The 18,971-nt window shown below is 28.7% G+C and carries 9 protein-coding genes; all 9 read right to left on the bottom strand.

Annotated elements, in window-relative coordinates; all coding sequences use genetic code 11:
• Nucleotides 1-11: 11 nt before the first annotated feature.
• Nucleotides 12-3,110 (bottom strand): DUF499 domain-containing protein, encoded by a 3,099-nt coding sequence (locus HSACCH_RS04045; RefSeq protein WP_005488051.1) that lies wholly within the window; start codon nucleotides 3,108-3,110, stop codon nucleotides 12-14.
• 95 nt (nucleotides 3,111-3,205) lie between these two features.
• Entirely contained in the window at nucleotides 3,206-5,167 is a 1,962-nt protein-coding gene (locus HSACCH_RS04040) for a UvrD-helicase domain-containing protein (protein WP_005488049.1), read from the bottom strand.
• The gene (locus HSACCH_RS04035; protein WP_005488048.1) at nucleotides 5,151-6,947 is read right to left on the bottom strand and encodes an ATP-dependent nuclease; all 1,797 of its coding nucleotides are present in this window, start codon (nucleotides 6,945-6,947) and stop codon (nucleotides 5,151-5,153) included. The genes HSACCH_RS04040 and HSACCH_RS04035 overlap by 17 nt, the downstream gene beginning before the upstream one ends.
• A 75-nt stretch (nucleotides 6,948-7,022) precedes the next feature.
• The gene (locus HSACCH_RS04030) at nucleotides 7,023-9,842 is read right to left on the bottom strand and encodes a DEAD/DEAH box helicase (RefSeq protein ID WP_005488046.1); all 2,820 of its coding nucleotides are present in this window, start codon (nucleotides 9,840-9,842) and stop codon (nucleotides 7,023-7,025) included.
• Nucleotides 9,843-9,844: 2 nt separating this feature from the next.
• A complete protein-coding gene (locus tag HSACCH_RS04025; RefSeq protein ID WP_005488045.1) occupies nucleotides 9,845-11,041 on the bottom strand; it encodes an EH signature domain-containing protein in 1,197 nt (398 codons plus the stop codon).
• Between the two features lie 4 nt (nucleotides 11,042-11,045).
• The gene (locus tag HSACCH_RS04020) at nucleotides 11,046-11,834 is read right to left on the bottom strand and encodes an OmpA family protein (protein ID WP_005488043.1); all 789 of its coding nucleotides are present in this window, start codon (nucleotides 11,832-11,834) and stop codon (nucleotides 11,046-11,048) included.
• Nucleotides 11,834-13,630, bottom strand: a complete 1,797-nt coding sequence (locus HSACCH_RS04015) for a hypothetical protein (protein WP_160162751.1) — start codon at nucleotides 13,628-13,630, stop codon at nucleotides 11,834-11,836. The genes HSACCH_RS04020 and HSACCH_RS04015 overlap by 1 nt, the downstream gene beginning before the upstream one ends.
• Nucleotides 13,631-14,028: 398 nt before the next feature.
• Nucleotides 14,029-14,973 carry an omptin family outer membrane protease gene (locus HSACCH_RS04010; protein ID WP_005488039.1) on the bottom strand — a complete coding sequence of 315 codons (945 nt, stop codon included), beginning with the start codon at nucleotides 14,971-14,973 and terminating at the stop codon, nucleotides 14,029-14,031.
• A gap of 75 nt (nucleotides 14,974-15,048) precedes the next feature.
• Nucleotides 15,049-18,969, bottom strand: a complete 3,921-nt coding sequence (locus HSACCH_RS04005; RefSeq protein WP_005488038.1) for a DUF6079 family protein — start codon at nucleotides 18,967-18,969, stop codon at nucleotides 15,049-15,051.
• Nucleotides 18,970-18,971: the final 2 nt, after the last annotated feature.

Raw genomic sequence — 18,971 nt, 5'->3', positions numbered from 1 at the left:
AGATCATCTCCTTAGTGTTGACTAAATCTATTTTTATACATCTCTAAGTTAAATTCATTTTTCTCAAGCCATCTTAAAAAATCTCTGCCACTTTTAAATTTAATACCAGTTATGTTAGCAGTTAAATCATGTGGCTTTTCTCCAACAAAATTATCTTTAATATTTTTTAATTGTTCTTCTAACATATTCATATCATCTATTTCTACTTTATCTATCATAAAAGTTATAGAAAAATCTCCCTTGCCTCTGCCGGTAATAATAAACTGTGCCTGCTTAAAAGTAGCATTGGTTTCATTTAAAAACTCAAGTTCTTCATATGTTTGTTTTGTTCCCTTAGGAGTTTGTGGCTCTGTTAATTTGACAGGCTTATCTCTATCAACTGTAACTTCTTTTCCTTTAACCTCATACTGAAGAACATCAGATGTTATATCATGCTCTTCATTTACTGCCACTGCCTGTATATATTTTGCATTTTTAGGTATAATAATTGGTTCCTGATAAACGCCTCCATTTTCTTTTGGAGAAGCACCATCTGTCGTATATCTGATTTCACAATTACTTGGGGTTGCCTGCAGTTTTAGGGCATCTTTTCCTTTAATTGTTAACTCTTTATACTGCAGATTGATATCATTCTCCCATCTTACAGGGTCCCCAGTTTCATTAACACCATCTGGGTCAACTGCTAAAAAGTAATATACTAAATCAGTTGCTTCAAATGAGTTATGGTTTTCTACTTTTTTAGAAGCTTTAGTCGGCTCTTGACCTATTTCATAATAAACTTCATCTGCATTAACTGGAGTAATGCGCAGTGTAGAAATACCATTTTCACTTACAGTGCTCATTTTAGTAATATTAACATTAGTTTCTTTTTTTGGAGGAGTTTTATCAATGTAATTACCATCTTTAAACCAGATTTCTTTCTGCAGTGAATCTTCCTTTAGCTCCTCAAGGGCATCTGGTTTATGCCACAGCCACCTTGTTTCAGTAGCAGTTCTTTCAATTAATTCATTCCAAGTCATTCTATCTCTAGTGAAGATAATTTTATCAAATCGTTTTCTTAAATTATTTGGTTCAATATCTGTAGTAAACTTCATTTCATTATCGAAGCTTAAAGTATTTTTAATTTCTTTTTCAGCATCAAAGTTGTTTTGAGAAAACTTCATAATTAAATTAGTACTTTTTAATACATTCTTCCGAGGATAATATAAAGTAGTAAAGGTTTCTCTTAAACTTGAATTCAGCCTGTTGCCGGTTTTGTCTTTTAACTCCATTGCCTGCTGCATTTCACTATCTCTATCGCTGACATTATCTGCCTGCATTCTGTCAATTATATTATTGATTGCTCTAACTTTCTTAGCAGTTTCTAAAAGCTTATTCATTACATTCTTTTGACCAGTTAAAAACATAACTCTATTTTTATATTCTACTTCTTCAAAAAACTGCTTTAATTCACTTTTTAGGCCATCACTGCCCTCACTAGGTTCAGAAATTATTAAAGAAACTTTTTCTTTAGAGAGTTCAATTTCTTCAATTGAAGGGAAGACCATTAAGTTTTGATAGCAATCTTTATCATTAGGTTCAAATTCTTTTTCAAGTAAATCTTTAATATATAATTTAGCCTGACTGCGGGTTAAACTTTTTATCTCATCCTGCATTTCTGCAACAACATTTTTAGTTTGTCTAAAGAGAAGTTTATTATGGTTTTTATATAAATACCAGGCTTTTTCCTGTAATTCCTCAATACCGCTTCTGATTTTAGTGATATCTCTATTTGGAGCGACAAGATAAGTAAAGATCTCACTCACTGAAAGACCTACAATTGCCTCAGTAGCTTTTGATAAGGAGGACATTAAGATTAGTTTTGAAACATCTTGAACATCTTGAGAGTCAGTAGATTTATCAATTTTCTCTGCAACAGAGTGGCCATTATTGGCAATATCATGGCTTATGGCATTTGTAAACTCTGGTTTAATTGATTTAATTTCATTAGCCATTTCAGCATTATTTAAATCAATATCATAAGGATTAATTAAATATAGATTATCAGCTTTGTCTGACTCTCTAAAAATACCTTTAAGCATCTTTTTAGTCAACCTGATAACACCACGAGTTTTTTGGAAACCCTGGTTTTCCTTAAATCTTTCGACTAAATCTTTAAAAGAAGGGTGGAAAGGATATGTATCTCTAACTGCTGAAGCAATTTCACTCGGAACTTCATCTGTATATCCCATTTCTACAGCTTCTTTGACGCTGTTCTTAAAGCCATTAGCTACTTTGTTGATTTCAGCTTCATCTGGTAACCCTTCGAACATTCTAGTCTTTAAAATATCATAAAGATCATTGCTGTTGCTTGATACAGGTTCTAGATTTAAAGAAAAACGATTTATTTCTCCATCGAGTTCTTTAAACATACCCTGAATTATTTCTGATTCTTCCTCATATGTAGCTTCCAGATCAGAGATAACTAAGCAAACATTAGATAATTCTTTTTTATTTATAGCATTTAATAAATTTGCTATTGCAGTTGTTTCAATATCTAATAGTGTACCCTGACCATAAGTTCTGGTCTTAGCATTATTTAAATATGGAGGCAGCTCATCTAATAATATAAGAGTAGGTGTAGAACTTTCTAATAAATTAATCCAGGCAGTTTGACCCGGCGCCTGAAGTGGAGAATAGTATTCACTAAACTGTTCTTTTTTGCCCAACTGTTTGGCAATCTCTCCCCAGGTACCATAATTCATATCAGATTCTCTACCTGTAACAGATATTGTTCTAATCTCACCTTCTACATCATTATATTTGCCGTCAAGAGTCTTTTTTCTTAACTCAGGATATTTAGCTAATAATCCCAGAGCAATCATGTTGTGGGTTTTACCTCCACCCATGGCCTGAGTTAGTTTAATAATGCTGTTTCCTGATCTGTTTCTGAATTTATTCATAGCAGTATCAAAAACTGTTTCCATGTTGTCAGTTATGAATGTTTCTTTAAAAAATCTTTCTGGATTAATGTTACCATTTTTCAAGTCTGAAAGGTCCAAGACCTCATCTTTCATTGTTCTATCAAAGACACTTTCTCTAACCTTAACTGAATTAGCAAGAGTTTTCATAAGTTATCTGTTCCCCCTCTTAATAATATATAATATCAATTTCTTTTCTGTTTTCAAAACAAATTATAAATTTAAGTACGATTTAATTGAAATATTTATACCTCAATTACCTCCCAGACATCTTCATTAATATCGGATAGATATTTATCATACCTATCTTTATGAACAGCAAATGCTAATAAATGAGTTGGACGGCTAAAACCAACATAAGCTATTCGAGCAGACTTTTTAGTTCTTTTATTATCTGAATCTGTAATTTTCTCATTCTTGAATTGCTTATTCAACCTCTGAGATTCATAAGATTTTGCATTCTCACCACTTCCATCTTTTTGATAAAAAGATTCTAAATATAATGTAGCAGTGTGAGTTTCTCCTTTAACCGAATGAACTGAACCTAATTCAATTTTTTTATTATTAATCTTGCACAAATGACAATCAAAATCAGTTTCATCTTCAATAATAATTTTCTTAGGATCCTTATTAATAAATTCAATAGATTTATTTTTCTCAATTCCAAAAACACCAAGGAAACCGTCCAAATAATCTTTAATATCTTCAGAAACCTCAGAATTATTCCCTTTAATTATTTTAGTGCTCCAATCATACAATTTTAACTTCAATTTTTCATATTGCTCTTTATTATTCTTTTTTAAATACCAAAAGAGACTACTCTTTGTGTAATATCTATCATTATCTGAATTAACTACTTTTTCTATCCTAAGTATTTTTAAAAGCATATTCAATAAATCATTGTTAATTTCTTTGAAATTATTCTTAGAATTGATTAGGTAACTCTCTAATGAATTATATTCTGTTTTGGAAGTAGATCTATTCTTATTAAATTTAGGACAATAATCTGGAAGAGTGATTTTATTACCTTCTTTTTCTTTAGTAATCCAAGACACTGCTTTAATTGGATATTTGTAATCTTCAGGAATTTTATTTTCAGTTTTAAATTTATTAATTAATCTAATGAATCTCTGAATTACTTCACACTGAGAATTATAATCATTATAAATTAACAAGTGCGGTTTTAGTTTAGTGTTTTCTGATTTTATACTCTTAATATCTGCAGAATTTAATGCAAAGTTTTGTAAAACTGTAGCTATATTTTTTGAAAATCTATAACTTCCAGTTATTTTAAGAGTATTTTCTCTAGATTTCCAGATTTCTTCTAACTTAAAGTTAGTTCCCCCACTATATATTGCCTGATTTCTATCTCCAATTCTTTGATAAATAGATTTACTATTACCATTATTATAAAATATTTTTTCCAATATATTATGTTGATGAATATCCATATCTTGCATCTCATCAACAAAAACATAGGAAAATCTTTTCTGTAGTAAGTTTTTGATTTCAGGATATTTTTTTAAATATTTATTGGCCAAATAATAAGCATCATCATAACATAAAATTCCTTGATTGAGTAAAATATTTTTCATTTTTGATAGTTTTCTATATGTTTTTCCAGAAGTATTTTTTAATGCAAAATCATCAGTTTTACTATTAATCCCAGAAATCAACATATTATTTTCATTAAATCTTATGTTTTGCAAAAAACCTAAAGTATTTGCTCTTTTATTTAGCCAAAAATTATCTCTTAAAACATTATTATAATAATTTTCTACTCTTTCATTATAAAAATCATCATTAATTTTTGAAATTTTCTCTTTAGTAACCTGGTTAAAAAACGGTTTAGCCAGATATTGATTAACAAAACTTTGAATAGTTCCAATAAAATTGGGATAAGAAAATAATTTAGGACAATATTCTCCTATTTCATTTTTTATCTCATCAATTGCATTATTGGTATGAGAAATCACCATTATCCCTGAACCATCTTCAAATGGCAATTTTCTTTCTAAAATCAATAATTTAGCCAATAATGCTGTTGTTTTACCACTTCCTGGAACAGCATGCAAATCTATTGTTTCAAGATTTCTTATAAAATCAATTCTCTCATTTTTATCATCCTCGAAAGATTCATCCGCATCTAATAATATTGATTCAGCATATTTGATATCTTTATCAGTTATATTAGTCTCCGCAGGCATATTTTATCGCCTCAATTAAATATGATATAGTATCATCCTGGTATGTCTCTTCTTCATTTAGATTAATTCCTTTTAAAACACTTTCATTTCTAAGTGACTCTTCTATTTGGTAAGCAATTTTTGTTTTATTAAATCTTAAATTAGAATCTAACAATCTAATTGCTAATTCCTCTTCATAATCTTCAGTATCGAAAATTTGAGGATGAACTTGCTTTGTAGATTTTACAAAAATTCTGTTCAAAAAATCAGATTCATAAAAACACCATTCCAAAGTCCATCCAGATGAAATGAATGGTTTTACAATTGTTTGTGGTTTTTCTACACTGCTTTTTCCAAGATATTTAATTTTATTCTTCTTTTTAGTGATTTCTTCTTTACATTTTATTTGATAAAATTCTTCATCCTTTTTTTCCATATTATCTTTTGTATATGCTGTAACGTCAACATCATTTACAACCGATACTCTAACATTCATGGCATCAGGATTATCTTTTCGCAAAAATATTTTATAATAATGATCAAAACCTACATTGCCAACATTAATAACTGAAACTTCGTTTTCAGTTAAATCATATCCAATTTCCTTAGCTAAGGTAGGAATAATTATTTCTTCTGACCAACCTTCAACTAAAATAACACCTTTAGCAAAAAACAAATTTGATTTTGTAACATCAAGAAATTTCTCTAAGAATATGTAATCTTTTTCATTTAGTTCAGTATAATCACTCCCCATAGGGAAAGCATTATCATTAGTACAAATTATTAAATTTTCAAGTTTTATTTTTGAAGCTAAATTTGGACTGTGAGTTGTTAGAATTAATTGGATATCATTATTATTCTGTAATTTTTCTATTACTTTCATCTGCACTTGAGGATGAAGATGTGCTTCTAATTCCTCTATTAACCCCAGTTTTAAACCAGGCCAACTATCTCTTTTTAAATGTAATAATTCAACAGCCATAAATAAACGATTTAAAGTTCCTAAACCAGGATTATCAACATCTGAGATCATCAATTCTAAAGTTTCCAAAACACTTCTTAAATTTGCTTCAGAAGTTCTAAACTCACTTTTACTATCTTTATCATAAAAGCCTCTAATAAATTCATCAATTACTTTTTTAATCTGATAACCCTCATTTTGGAATTCTTCGTTATTAGCTTTTTTAAAATAATTAGAAATTTTTTCATTAAACTTTTCAAATTCTTGATATAGCTTATTATCTTCCTCATCTTTAAATATATCATGGCCTTTAAGAATCTGAGATAAACGGGAGTACCGTTTAGGAATTAACTCACTTTCAGCATCTCTTAATGGTTTTAAATAAGTTGTTTTTAAATAATGCCTTGCTTCAGCATTTAAAGGATACCCATCTTTATCACTTCCAGCTCGAATATCTGATGGGAGAATTCTATCTTCATTTTTACTCACATCATAATTAACTTTTAAAAAGGGTTCAGCTTCTTCTTTTTCACCTTCCCAACTTAACCATTCTGTAAAATATTTTGCTTCTTCAGGTTGTAAATCTTTAAATTCTAATTCTATTCTAAATCTATCCGAATTATTATAAAAATCATCTTCAGTTACCCTAATCCATTCATAACTATGAGTTTTTAATACCATCTTAATTGCATCAATTATTGCTGTTTTACCTGAATCATTTTCTCCAATAAGAACATTTAAATTTTTGTTAAAATCTAAATTAAAATCTGGAGATTCAATATCAAATTTTTTTGAGCCAAATTTTCTAAAATTCCAAAGTTTCAATTTTGATAAATACATAGATTATCATTCCTAATTTTTATAATAGCTTACTTATAATAATTCTCTAATCATATTGCAATACCTTTTAATTACTTAAAACATTTCCTCATCCATTTCTTTCATCAATTCTCCCTGAATAGGATTATTAGGTACAATAATATTTTTAGCTAATCTTTTCTTTTCCTCTAAAAGACGGTGCAGCTTTTCTTCAACTGTTTCTCTAGCTGCAGTCATGATCGGATAATATACATTAACTTCCCTTTCTTGGCCAATTCTATAGACACGATCAGTTGCCTGCTGTTCTACAGCTGGATTCCACCAGCGGGTATAATGGATCACATGATTTGCTCCGGTAATATTTAGCCCTGTTCCAGCTGCTCTAGGAGATAATATCATGCATCCAAAACCATCACTTTCATTAAACCTATCCACTGAAGCTAAACGCTGTTTTGAATCACCATTAATTATTGGAATCTCCTGCAGTCCGAATTTTTCCCTAATTACTCTCTGTAAGATCAGCTGCATAATTTTAAAAGTAGTAAAAATTAGAGCCTTTTCGTTATTCTTTTCGACTTCTCTTAATATTTTAATAACAGATTTCAGCTTTGGACCCTCATTTAATAATTCTTCTGCACTTTTTAGATTCCAATCCTTATCCAAAAGAGCCGGATGAGAAGATAACTGAAGTAAAGACTGCAGTGTCCCTAAATGAGTTCTACCTTTAGAATTTTTTTCTTTTTCTATGATTTCTTTATATCTTTCTTTTTGTCTCTGACTCATTTCAATTGTTTTGGTAATATCTTTTTTCTCAGGCAGTTCATCTTTAAGCTCACCTTCTTTTGTCCTTCTCAAAAATACGGGTTGAATTTTTTCTTTCAGCATACCTTCATACTTTTCATACTCTTCTGGAGTATTAGAACTCTCAATGGGTTTTACAAAATTATTCTTAAATTCTTTAAAACTGTCTAAAAGTCCAGGCTGGACAAAATCATAAATAGACCAGAGATCTGCCACAGTATTTTGAACAGGTGTGCCGGATAACCCCAACCTCAGCTTTGCCTTTTGAGCTTTAACAGCATGATCCTTTAAAGTGCTTTGATTCCTAATAGCCTGAACTTCATCACAGACTAATATGGTCCAATCTATTTCTCCCAACAGAACCTGATCACTAACTAAAGTGCTGTAGGTAGTTAAAACCACATCAGACTGCTTAATAACTCTGCTGTTTTTATTACGTGAACCACCTAGATGGATATATACTTTGTTAATTTCTGGTGAAAATTTCTTTATTTCATGCTGCCAGTTTTCTAAAAGAGACTTTGGAGCGACTATCAAGGAGGGAGATAATTTATTTTCTGCTTTTAAACTGGCCATCAAAGCAATAACCTGTATTGTTTTTCCTAAACCCATGTCATCAGCTAATAAACCACCTAATTTTGAATCTTTTAATTTATGTAACCATATATAGCCTCTTTTTTGATAAGGTCTTAATTCTCCCTTAAATAAGCTTGGTGCTTGATAAATAACACCATCTTCCTGCAGCTGACTTCTAAAATCTATCATCTGCTCATTATATTCAAGAAGGTCAATATTTTCATAAATATCAAAAATATAATTAAGATTTTCTTTATTAACCCTGCCGTTTTGCTTGATTTTATCTACTTCTTTTGCTCCTGCTATAAAATCTTCACTTTCTTTCGGAACTTTAACCCAGTTATCATTATAGAGAACATAGTCTTCACCATTTTCTCTAGCTTCGTTTACCAGCCTTTCAAATTCACTGAGCTCAATTTGTTCTTCTTCAGCTTCATCACTTTCATTTTTAATATTAACTCCAACATCGATATCAAACCAGTCAATCTGATCAGTTTTGGAAGAACTAACAAATGGCTGAGCTCTGTAAACTCTTTCTTTAAGTCCTTTTACTCTTTCACTAAACTTTTCTAAATCTATGTTATCTGGTAGATACTTCATAGGATTTTCAATAAAGTCAGGCACCTGGGATCCGGTTAATTCTCTGTTTGCTGATGTCTGTTTATAACTTTCTTTACTTTCAGGCCCAATAAAAACTCTTTGGTTTTTGCCGCCAGTTTTATTAACTGTATAATTATCATCATTATTTATTGCTTTTTCAGTGTCCTGATTTAACTGATCATCTAAATCATCAAATCTAGGATTAAGTTTTAAATGATCAATAGATTCTAATTCAATATCTATATCTAAATCTTCAGGAAAGTAATATTCTTCGCCTTCTAAATATGGGTTAAATTTAATATCTAATTTTTTTGCTTTAGATTTAACCTTAGCAAAATATTCAAATTGATCTTTTCTTTCTTTTGGAGAATTATCTATTAAATCAAGGACTTCGGTTAGTTTCTTATTTAAAACATAGGCCTGATTATTATTTAGAGGAAAAAATGGGCCAACTCTTTGATGAAACTTACTTATATAACCTTCCTGCTCATCTTTAATTATATATTCTAATTTAAAGTTGCTGCTACCGATAACACCGCTGTTATCAATAGTAATTTCTAAGCTCTCATCAGGTTTAAGTCCGAGCAGTTCATTTAATTTTCTGTTACCTTCTCCTAAACTCTCTTCATCTTCAGCAGAATTTTGATACTGATATATTGTATCAATATGAAGAAAATAACTTCCATCATCTTTTTCTATTAATTCTTCACTGTGCCAAGCTCCTTCAAGAATTTGAAGAGAAAGATAAAAATCTTTATTGATTAAATTTCTTAAATCAAAATATTTGCCATAAATAATTGGAAAGCTTAACTGTTCTACTTGACCATTATCAATTTTATTAATTTCAAACTCAATTCCATTTTCTATAAGAGTCCGCTTTATTTCTATCTCAGGCTCTGATGTGTTTGTTTTGAAGCTATTTTTGAAGAAGTTGAACATAACTATTTCCTCCCTAATCTAAGCTCTTTAAGCATTCTATTGACTTTATGCTGCCAATCATTTCTATGATCAACTTTATAAACATATTTATTTCTATTATTTCTTGCTTCATAAGTATATTTTAGTGATTTATTATTTACAGCATTATATTTGCTTGTATACTGAGCTAAATTTTCTTTGAAGAAATCTTTTTTATAAAAATAAACTGCATTGCCTAAATCACCAAATTCAACTACAACAAAATTATCAAAAGTTAAAAATAACTGCAGATATTTTTTAACATAATCAACTTTTTCCATTATATCAACATGCTTTTCCCAATAAGAAAACCGTTTTTGAGCTTCTTCTTGATCAGTGGTTATGCTGTCAAAAAACTCTTTTAGTTTTTTATAGTTAAACCAAGCTGCAGCCTTTTCTTTGGCTTTATGAGCAATATTATTCCAGGCAGTACTGTAATCTTCTCTTGGATCACCTAAACGATCTTTTATTTTATACATCAGTTCTTCTTGATATTCCTTATCTTTAAAAACAAATAAATAATTTTCAACAACTTCTTTTAAATTATTGATTTCTAATTCTTTGAAAATTTTAATTAAATTATCCTTTTCTTCTCTAATAAAAAACAGCTTAGAACTTTTGCTAAATAAATCTGCTGCTAATCTTTTAGAAATCTTATTTTCAAATATCAAATCTAGCTCTTCTAAAAAATCAAATAAAGTGATTTTATTATTTTCAATCTGCTTTCTCATATTAATTAGGGGTGAAGAGTCTTTAAAAATATTATATAAAACTTTTTCCTGGTCATTTAATTTAGAAAATGAAGCTAATAAATTACCAAGCAATCTGTTTAAATCTTCATTTTTATAATCCTCAGCAAAATTATTCCATAAAATTTTAATTAGAAATTTATTTTTTTTATGTAATATAATCTTATTTATTTTTTTATACAACTCATTAGGAATCTCACTATAGTTAATTGCTAAGGCTATTATTTCTTCAGCTTTTAATGAATCTGCTAGATATATAATTCTATCTAAACTGAATTCTCTTATTTTCTTTAATAACTCCTCTAAGTCTACTTCTTTTGCTTTTTGAGATTTAATTTTATAAATATCTGATTTGGTAGGAAATGTTTTTTTGATTTCATTTTTCACTGCAATTAATTTAGATGGCTGAAAAAAAAAGCTATTAAATTTCATACGATCATTCTCCCAATGTATTTTTAATATCATTTATCATTTCAGTATCTTTAAGTCTAAATTTAAATTCTACCCTGCGAGATCGTTCTCTATTAATTTCTCCATTTTGATTTTTAATTGGCTGACTATATGAACGACCATTAGCAGTTAAATAATCTCTTAATCTGTTTTTATATTCAAAATCAGTAAAACTTCCATCATAAATTTGAGTAACAACTTCAAAGGCTCTATTTTGTGATAATTCTAAATTATACATATAGCTGCCCACATCGTCAGTGTGACCTTCAATAATAATCTGAGCTACATATTCTTTAAAATCAGGACCCAATAATATTCCGACATATTGAGGGATAAAACTTTCTAAAAATTTAATACCCTCATCTGTTATTTCAGTGCTATCTGTATCAAAAAATACTCCTCCCGGCAGGCGAATTGCCCCTGTTTGAGAATCAATTTCTAGGCTTAAATCTGTGTCAGCAAATTTCTGCTGTAGGGCAATAATAATTTCTTCTCTGACCCCTAATAACTTATCTATCTCTTGCGTTTTTGCTTCTATTTCGTTTTTTTGTTTTTCAATTTTTTCTTCTTTTATATCTAATTGTTTTTTTAAATTTTTAGCTTCTTGTTGATCTTTTAGAGCTTTAATCTCAGTATTTTTAACATCCAACATAACAACAGATAATAATAGTATAAACATCAGTAATAATGCTGCTAAAACATCTGCATATGAAATCCAGAAGTTAGTTTTTTCATCCTCACTATCAGTTTTGTTCTTACGAAAAAAATTAAGCACTAATTATCACCCCTAAGCCTGGAGAAAAAGTTAGATTTATCTTCTTTATCTTTTGTTTCACTTTCATCTTCATCAATTTTATTTTTAATATAATATAGTTGATCAATTATTTCTTTTTGTTTTTCTCTTTCTTTTTCTAATTCATCATTAATCGGTGTAATATTTCTTTCTAAAGTATTTTTAACTTCTTTTCTAATATCTTTTTTAAATTTTTTATTATTTCTTTCTAGAACCTGCTCAACCCTTTTATTCTCTTCCTGCATAATATCAGACATATCTTTAAATTTATCACTTAAAAGTGCATCCTGATTATTTAGAACTTCTAAGATTTCTTGTCGATCTATTTTAAATTCATCTAAAAGATTTTTTAATTGTTTAAATGAATTAGGTATTTCTTCTAATGAATTATTAACTTCCCTAATTGTAACTGCTAATCTATCAGAAATTTCACTTAAATTCTTATCAAAACTTGTGAATGTTTTTTCTAAACTATCATGAGTACTATCTGCAAATTGTTCTACAGCCCCATTGAAATTATTATTTAATTTTGTAAAGCTTGACTGTACATTGTCCCAGTATTGTTCTATATTATCTAGCTGTATTTCCATCTCATCAATATGTGAATTTTTCTTCTGATCAAATTTTTCCTGCTGCTCAATCAATATTTCTAATTTATCATTAGTTTTTTCTTCTAAGCCGCTAAGCTTTTCTCCCAGTGTATTTAACTGTATTATATTATTATTTAAATTAGCATTTAAATCATCAAACTGTTTTACATATTGATGAACATTATTTAATAACTTTTCGGTATAATCAAGCATATCATTTTGCTTAACTGCTCCCTGTTCTAAAGTATAAACCAAACTCTCCATTTCTTTTTTACTTTCTTTCTGCCAACGAATCATATCTTCTAAAGTAACTCTTAAGGCTGTAAATTGATCATCAAAACTCTCATTAAATGTTTTCATAAATTTATCAACCATCTTATCTATACTCTCACTCTGTTTATCAATTGATAAATTAGCTAAATTGTCCATAACATTATGCATTTCCTCAATTTGTGGAGCAATATTCTCAGAAACAATTTTTTCTACACCATTAATCATATCTTTTTGATTTTCTTTAGAAGTCTCTACAAAATTATTCAAATTATTATTAATGCTATTCATAGAAGGTTTTAAACTTTGATCTACTGCTTCTTTTACACCATTAACTAATTCAGGAATAAGAGTATCAGTATAGAATTCTTGAGTTGCACGCAGCTGCTTTTCTTGATTTTCTACAATATTATCAATTAAGTTACTTTCAATTCTAACTGGTAGATATTTTCGCAAACTATTATTCAACTTATTAATTTCTTTTTCAATACTGCCATTAATTTTTTTATTCCAATAATTATAAATTATTGAGCTCATTATTGCTGCTAATGATGAACCAAAAGATATGTACATTGAAGTAATTAATGGAGTAATACTTTCTTGAATATTATTAAGATCTAAAGAATGTAATCCAACAACTAGCCCAACGAAAGTACCAAAGATTCCTATTGCAATTAATATACCTGGAATATTATCAGATATTTTTTTATTAAGATAATTAGAAAAAATACTTTCTTTATTGATATAATATTCTGGATCAATGACATTAGAATTATTATTATTTTTAATCATAATAATATAATCCTCTAATAAATCATTTATAATGTACTTTTTTTCTTTAATTATCGATTCTATTTTTAATATATTTTTTAAAGAATTATTATTTAAATTTTTATTTAATTCATTTCTGATATTCATTAATTCATTTTCTATATTTTTAGCAGGTGATAGATTTTTAACCCATTGAGAAATTGTAAAATAAAATATTAGGATAACGAATAAAATTACTATTATTTCATTTGGTTTCAAATTAAATATTAGATCATGTGCACTAGTACTCAGTTCATTAAAATTAATAAAAACCACCTCATTCTAAATTTTCTGTCGATTCAAGTCGCATTTTGTCATAAATATTTCTAATAATAACTTTTATTTCCTAATATTAAATATTCGTTAAATATTGGCGATATCCTGCTTTTGAGGTGTTATTATTAAACTTAACACAGCCGTGTGACAACACTATGTCGCGAACGGGTGTATAAAAGCAAAAAACCCTCCTCATTATGAGAAGGGCTAATATATTTTGATGTTTTAATCTAAAAATTCCAATTCAAGCCCAGACTTATATCGGTATATTCTTGTTCTGCTTCATAATATATATTTTTTAGTATTCTTCCATCAGGTAAATATTGATCCTGGCTACCTTCCATTTCAGTTTTATTATAATTAATATTTAAAAATAGATTTGTAACATCACTTAAAATATATTTTGCTTTTCCATTTAACATAATAGAATTTCCTTCACCTTTACCTTTGACAGTTAAATCTCGATGTAAGTGGTTATCTTCATCTTCAATTTCAGCCCAATTAGAATAACTTGCACTAAACATAAATTCAATATTTTTATTATCTGTTTTTAATCCAAAGCCCAAATAAGGTATATCATATGTTGCCTCATATGTTATATTATCTCCTGAAAAATAATCTGTTGTTCCAGCTTGGCCATAAGCATTTGTCAAATATGTTTGAGTTACATCATAAGATAATAAATCATAGTTATCCTGTTTATAACCGACATGTAAAGAATATTTTATGTTTTCAGCAACATTTTGCCAGTCATTTCTTACCTTAAAATTCCATCTTGTAATATCTTTTACCTCTGTCGGTGAAGTACCTATAACATCTTTATTATTCATACCAGTAGTACTAAACCAGTCTGAATCTTTAAAAGTTCCAGCGTCATCACTTAAATTCTTTTCAAGTTTAATGGACATTCCACCAATATTTAGGTATGGTATTTTAAAATTATTTGAATAACTCAAATTCAACATTTCAACATCAAGAGGAAATTCTAATAAACTTTTAAATCCATATTTTAAAGTGTCTGTATCTACATCTCCAATTTTGAATTCAGTATATCCATCTCCAGCACCAATACTAATGTCAAATTGATGTTCTATTTTTTCAGCTAAAACGTTCGAAGTGAAAGTAAAAAATAAGAAAGCCACCAAAATTAATGAAATAAGTAATTTCTTTTTCATGATTTATCTCTTCTTTTTTTATTTTAAACGATTTTTAATTACTAACTTTAAAAATTAATCATATTCTAAATATAATCAGCTAGAATAAGAATTATCTTTTATTGAAAGTACAACTCTCTCATAATCAAGTTCCTGATTTTTTTTAAGTTCATCTTTTATTTTTTTTTCTAAAAGCTCTTTTGCTGCAGCTGTTACCTCATTAATTTGATCACTGGCAATTGTACCTCGATAAAGATCTGATATTTCTTTTAAATTAACTTCTACAGGATAGGCAGAATCTAGTGCTTCGTTAACAGCCAGCACAAAATCCTGATCTATTGTCTTCAGTATTTTTTCCTGCTGATATACTTCCAAATTATTGAGTTCTTTCAATTTGCTTTCTGGCTGTTTATTTAAATAAATATTGATCTGCTCAATAAATCTGTCACCCTTTAATTTTTTAAGATACTCTTTAATTCCATTCATCAGCTGATTTTTAATCTTTTCTAAACTAATTTCATTAAAACTACTGCCGAGAACAAATCCACAGCTGTGAACAGCTTTTCGCTCAATATTTTCTTGATTTAGCATAACACAGGGAGCATGATAATTTTCCTTAATATTTTTCATCTTTTGATCAATTGTTGTAATAATCTCAATCTTTTTTATTTCTTCTAGTTCAGAAAGAGTCTTATATTCTGGTAGATTATATATCTGATTAATAAACTTTTGATAAGCTCTGTGATATTTGTTATGTGCTTTTATATATTTATCCTGATAATCTTTTTTTACTTTTTGACTGCTTTTTAAAAGTTCCTTAATCTGATCTACTTTTAAAATAATATCAGCCAGTTTATTATATCTTTCTTTAATCTTTTCGATCTCTTCTAATCTATAATTTTCTGTTTTAATACTGTTAAAATAAGTATAATAATTTAAAAGCTCAGAATCGAGACGCTGGTCATTCATTTTAATCATTTTTTCAATCTGATAGTATTTTTCTTTAAAAAACTGAAGATCAGTGTATTTGGTCAGAAGAATTTCTCTAAACCGCTGCAGTCCATAGTCTGATTCTCTGCCTTTAATCTTTTCAATTTGCTGGATAAATTCCAAAAATTTATTAAATAAGCTAAATTTAGCCGCGAACTCTTCGTACTGTCCAGTGTCTGCACCTAAATTAGCCAGATTATTCTTTGTTCTTTTGATCTCCAGTTTTAAATTAAAAAGATAATTGTTGAGTATTGACCAATTTTTATCCTGACTAGCAATGGCTTTTTCTTCTCTAAAATCTAAATCAAAGATTTTAAATATTTTTTTTAGATCATCCCAGATAGTGCTGTTGACCAATTTACCTTTACTAACTGACTTTATTTTTTTAGTTAGATTAGATCCACTGTTGAAATAATTGATGGTAAACTTTTCGGAGTTTATTACATCATTATTTTTATCTCGGGCCCTAATACTGCCGTAAGAGATTAAGGAAGCTAGTATAACCTCATAGCTGTATTCCTGAAGTCCCCAGGGCGCTTTTCTAAACTTCTGATAAATTTCTTTAGTGCTGTGCCATTCACCATCATTTAAAATTTTAGTTATTTCATTACAAATTTTGTTTTCAACAGTTAAATTATAATAATTACCCTTGTCTTCAACAATGTTTAACGCTTCTGCAATATTTTCTATTCCACTGAGATCAGAATTGCTTTTGTGAGGGATAATAAATTTTCTAATTAAGTTGTTACTCTGCAGTCTATCAAAACTAGATGTATAGTAAGGATGTTTGGGGTAGAGCTCATCTAGAATATGCATTAAAAAGTGTTCGACTATTCTTTTTACATCTTTAAAATGGTTGATATTATCAACATCCGTATAATAATTGACTATTTTACCGTCAAGATAAGCTTTTATTACAGTGTCTTTAATCTTATTTTTTAAATTGCTGCTTTCAGTTTTTAATTGAGTTAGTTTTTGTTGTTCTTCCTCATTTTGAGGATTAGAGTATTTGCTGATTAAATTATTTGACGCTCTGTATTTTTTTAAAGTTTTAATGTTTTCTGGATCTAAATTTTCTGGAATCCAAAAGATTGTTCTTTTATCTTTTTGAGCCAGCTTTTCTGCTCTTTTAATTTTATCAGTATAATTATCATAAAGTGGTGTATCCAATATCAAACTGAATTCTATTCCTCTTTCTGCAGGATCAAAACTTTTAAGTTTTAAATCATCTTTAATTTTTTTATAATAATTGATTCCTTTTCTTGCTGTATTTCTCCACAAAAATTCTTCGTCCATCTGGTTCTGATTTTGATGAACTTTAAAATCATGAAACTTTTTTCGATTTTCATTGATAAAAGTTGGAATATCAGGCATAATATCATTTTCATTAACTATTTTAAGCTCTTCCAACAATTCTGCTTCCACACTAATTCCACTGGTACCAGGATTGATCTGCCAGTGAAACTTATCAGATTCATCTTCAATGCTGATCATTTTTAGGCCTTTACCTATAACATCCTGATATATACTTTTTAAAATATCTTCAATCTCTAAATTAATCATGGAAAGACCCATACCCATTCCTAGATCAGCCATTAGAAATTCTCCAAGCTTTTTAGCACTTAAAGCTTCTTTGTCGCGAATTCCATAAATAATTAAAGCTTTGATAACTCGATCAGCAAGCTCACTGTCTTCACTAAATCCGGGTTTTATTATAGCTTCACGATAAACATTTTTATAAAGGTCATAATATTCCTTGAAATTATTATAAATTACATCATTTTCAAAAATATCATAGAGATCATCAATGGTAATTAGTTTTTTTGCTTTTGTGTTTAAGCGGTTACTTACAATCTCCCAACTTTCTCTAACTGCTGCCCGCTGCCGAGATCCATAGGTAGAAAGCTGAACTAAAGAGTTTACAAATTCATGGTGGAAAGGATACAATTTTACAAATTTATCCTCACTAATGCTCTTTTCTAAATTAAATTTATTATTTTTGAGGTCTTTATAGATAGACCTAATGCTTTTTTTCTGATTTTTATTTTTTATAATTATTCGCTGATCGATAATTTCTTCTATATCAGCTTCACTTAAATTAATTGGTCTAAAACGATCAAAGACTTTTTCTTCTTCATCTCCAATGTAGAGGTCCTCATCAATTATTTCTGCCGGGTTTTTCTGAACTGCAGCTAAGAGCCAGATCGGTAGTTCCTTAATTCGCTGACCCAGAGCCTGCAGAGTCTCAAGACTTTCTGATTCCTGATTTTTAGATTTCTTTTTCTGCAGAAATTCGGATAATTCATCAACAAAGATTACCAGACCATCAAAATTTTCATTTATAGCTTTACTTATCTGCTCTAGGCCTTCATTAATATTTGGATATATAATTTCTCGATACTCTTTCTGGCTGAAAGAATCCTGTTCTTTACGATAGGCAATTATTATTTCTGCCAATCTGGAAGTGTCATTTGATTCTAAGGCTTTTTTCCAGTCTTCAACATAAATATCAAGCTTGTTTTCTAAAATATCATAAAACCAGTCTTTTTTAAGACCGTCAATTTCTTTTTCTAAAAACTGCTTAACAATCTTTTCATCTTTTTTGATAGTAATATTTATTCTTTCATTTTTAAATTCTTTTTCTATTTCATCAAATAATTTTACTTTCAAATTATTAACCTCACTTAAGGTGAAATTAACTGTTAAATAGTTTTTATCTGCATAATAATCTTGATACTCATCTTTTATATCTTCAGGCAGATTACCCCAGTATTTGCTGTCTTTAAGCAGAACTGTAATATAGGACATAAAATGAGATTTACCACTACCATAAGCTCCCTGAACCCAGAAACCCTGACCCTTATCTAAACTTAAGCTATGTATGACATTTTTCATTTCTTTTTTTATTTTTGAAGTAATTACGTAATCATTAATTACCTGCTGACGACTGTTAACTACTGCTTCATCCATGGTTATAACTTCCTGTGGTTTATCGCTTAACTGAAAAAGATCATTGTAGACTTTCATAG

It is taken from the genome of Halanaerobium saccharolyticum subsp. saccharolyticum DSM 6643, from assembly GCF_000350165.1.
Taxonomy (GTDB): Bacteria; Bacillota; Halanaerobiia; order Halanaerobiales; family Halanaerobiaceae; genus Halanaerobium; species Halanaerobium saccharolyticum.
This window is presented reverse-complemented; position numbering and strand designations above follow the sequence as displayed.

Bases quoted from the DNA above. Each gene is read 5' to 3' on its own strand.
- HSACCH_RS04045 (WP_005488051.1), bottom strand. From the start codon at position 3,110: ATGAAAACTCTTGCTAATTCAGTTAAGGTTAGAGAAAGTGTCTTTGAT.
- HSACCH_RS04025 (WP_005488045.1), bottom strand. From the start codon at position 11,041: ATGAAATTTAATAGCTTTTTTTTTCAGCCATCTAAATTAATTGCAGTG.
- HSACCH_RS04005 (WP_005488038.1), bottom strand. From the start codon at position 18,969: ATGAAAGTCTACAATGATCTTTTTCAGTTAAGCGATAAACCACAGGAA.
- HSACCH_RS04035 (WP_005488048.1), bottom strand. From the start codon at position 6,947: ATGTATTTATCAAAATTGAAACTTTGGAATTTTAGAAAATTTGGCTCA.
- HSACCH_RS04030 (WP_005488046.1), bottom strand. From the start codon at position 9,842: ATGTTCAACTTCTTCAAAAATAGCTTCAAAACAAACACATCAGAGCCT.
- HSACCH_RS04010 (WP_005488039.1), bottom strand. From the start codon at position 14,973: ATGAAAAAGAAATTACTTATTTCATTAATTTTGGTGGCTTTCTTATTT.
- HSACCH_RS04040 (WP_005488049.1), bottom strand. From the start codon at position 5,167: ATGCCTGCGGAGACTAATATAACTGATAAAGATATCAAATATGCTGAA.
- HSACCH_RS04015 (WP_160162751.1), bottom strand. From the start codon at position 13,630: ATGAATATCAGAAATGAATTAAATAAAAATTTAAATAATAATTCTTTA.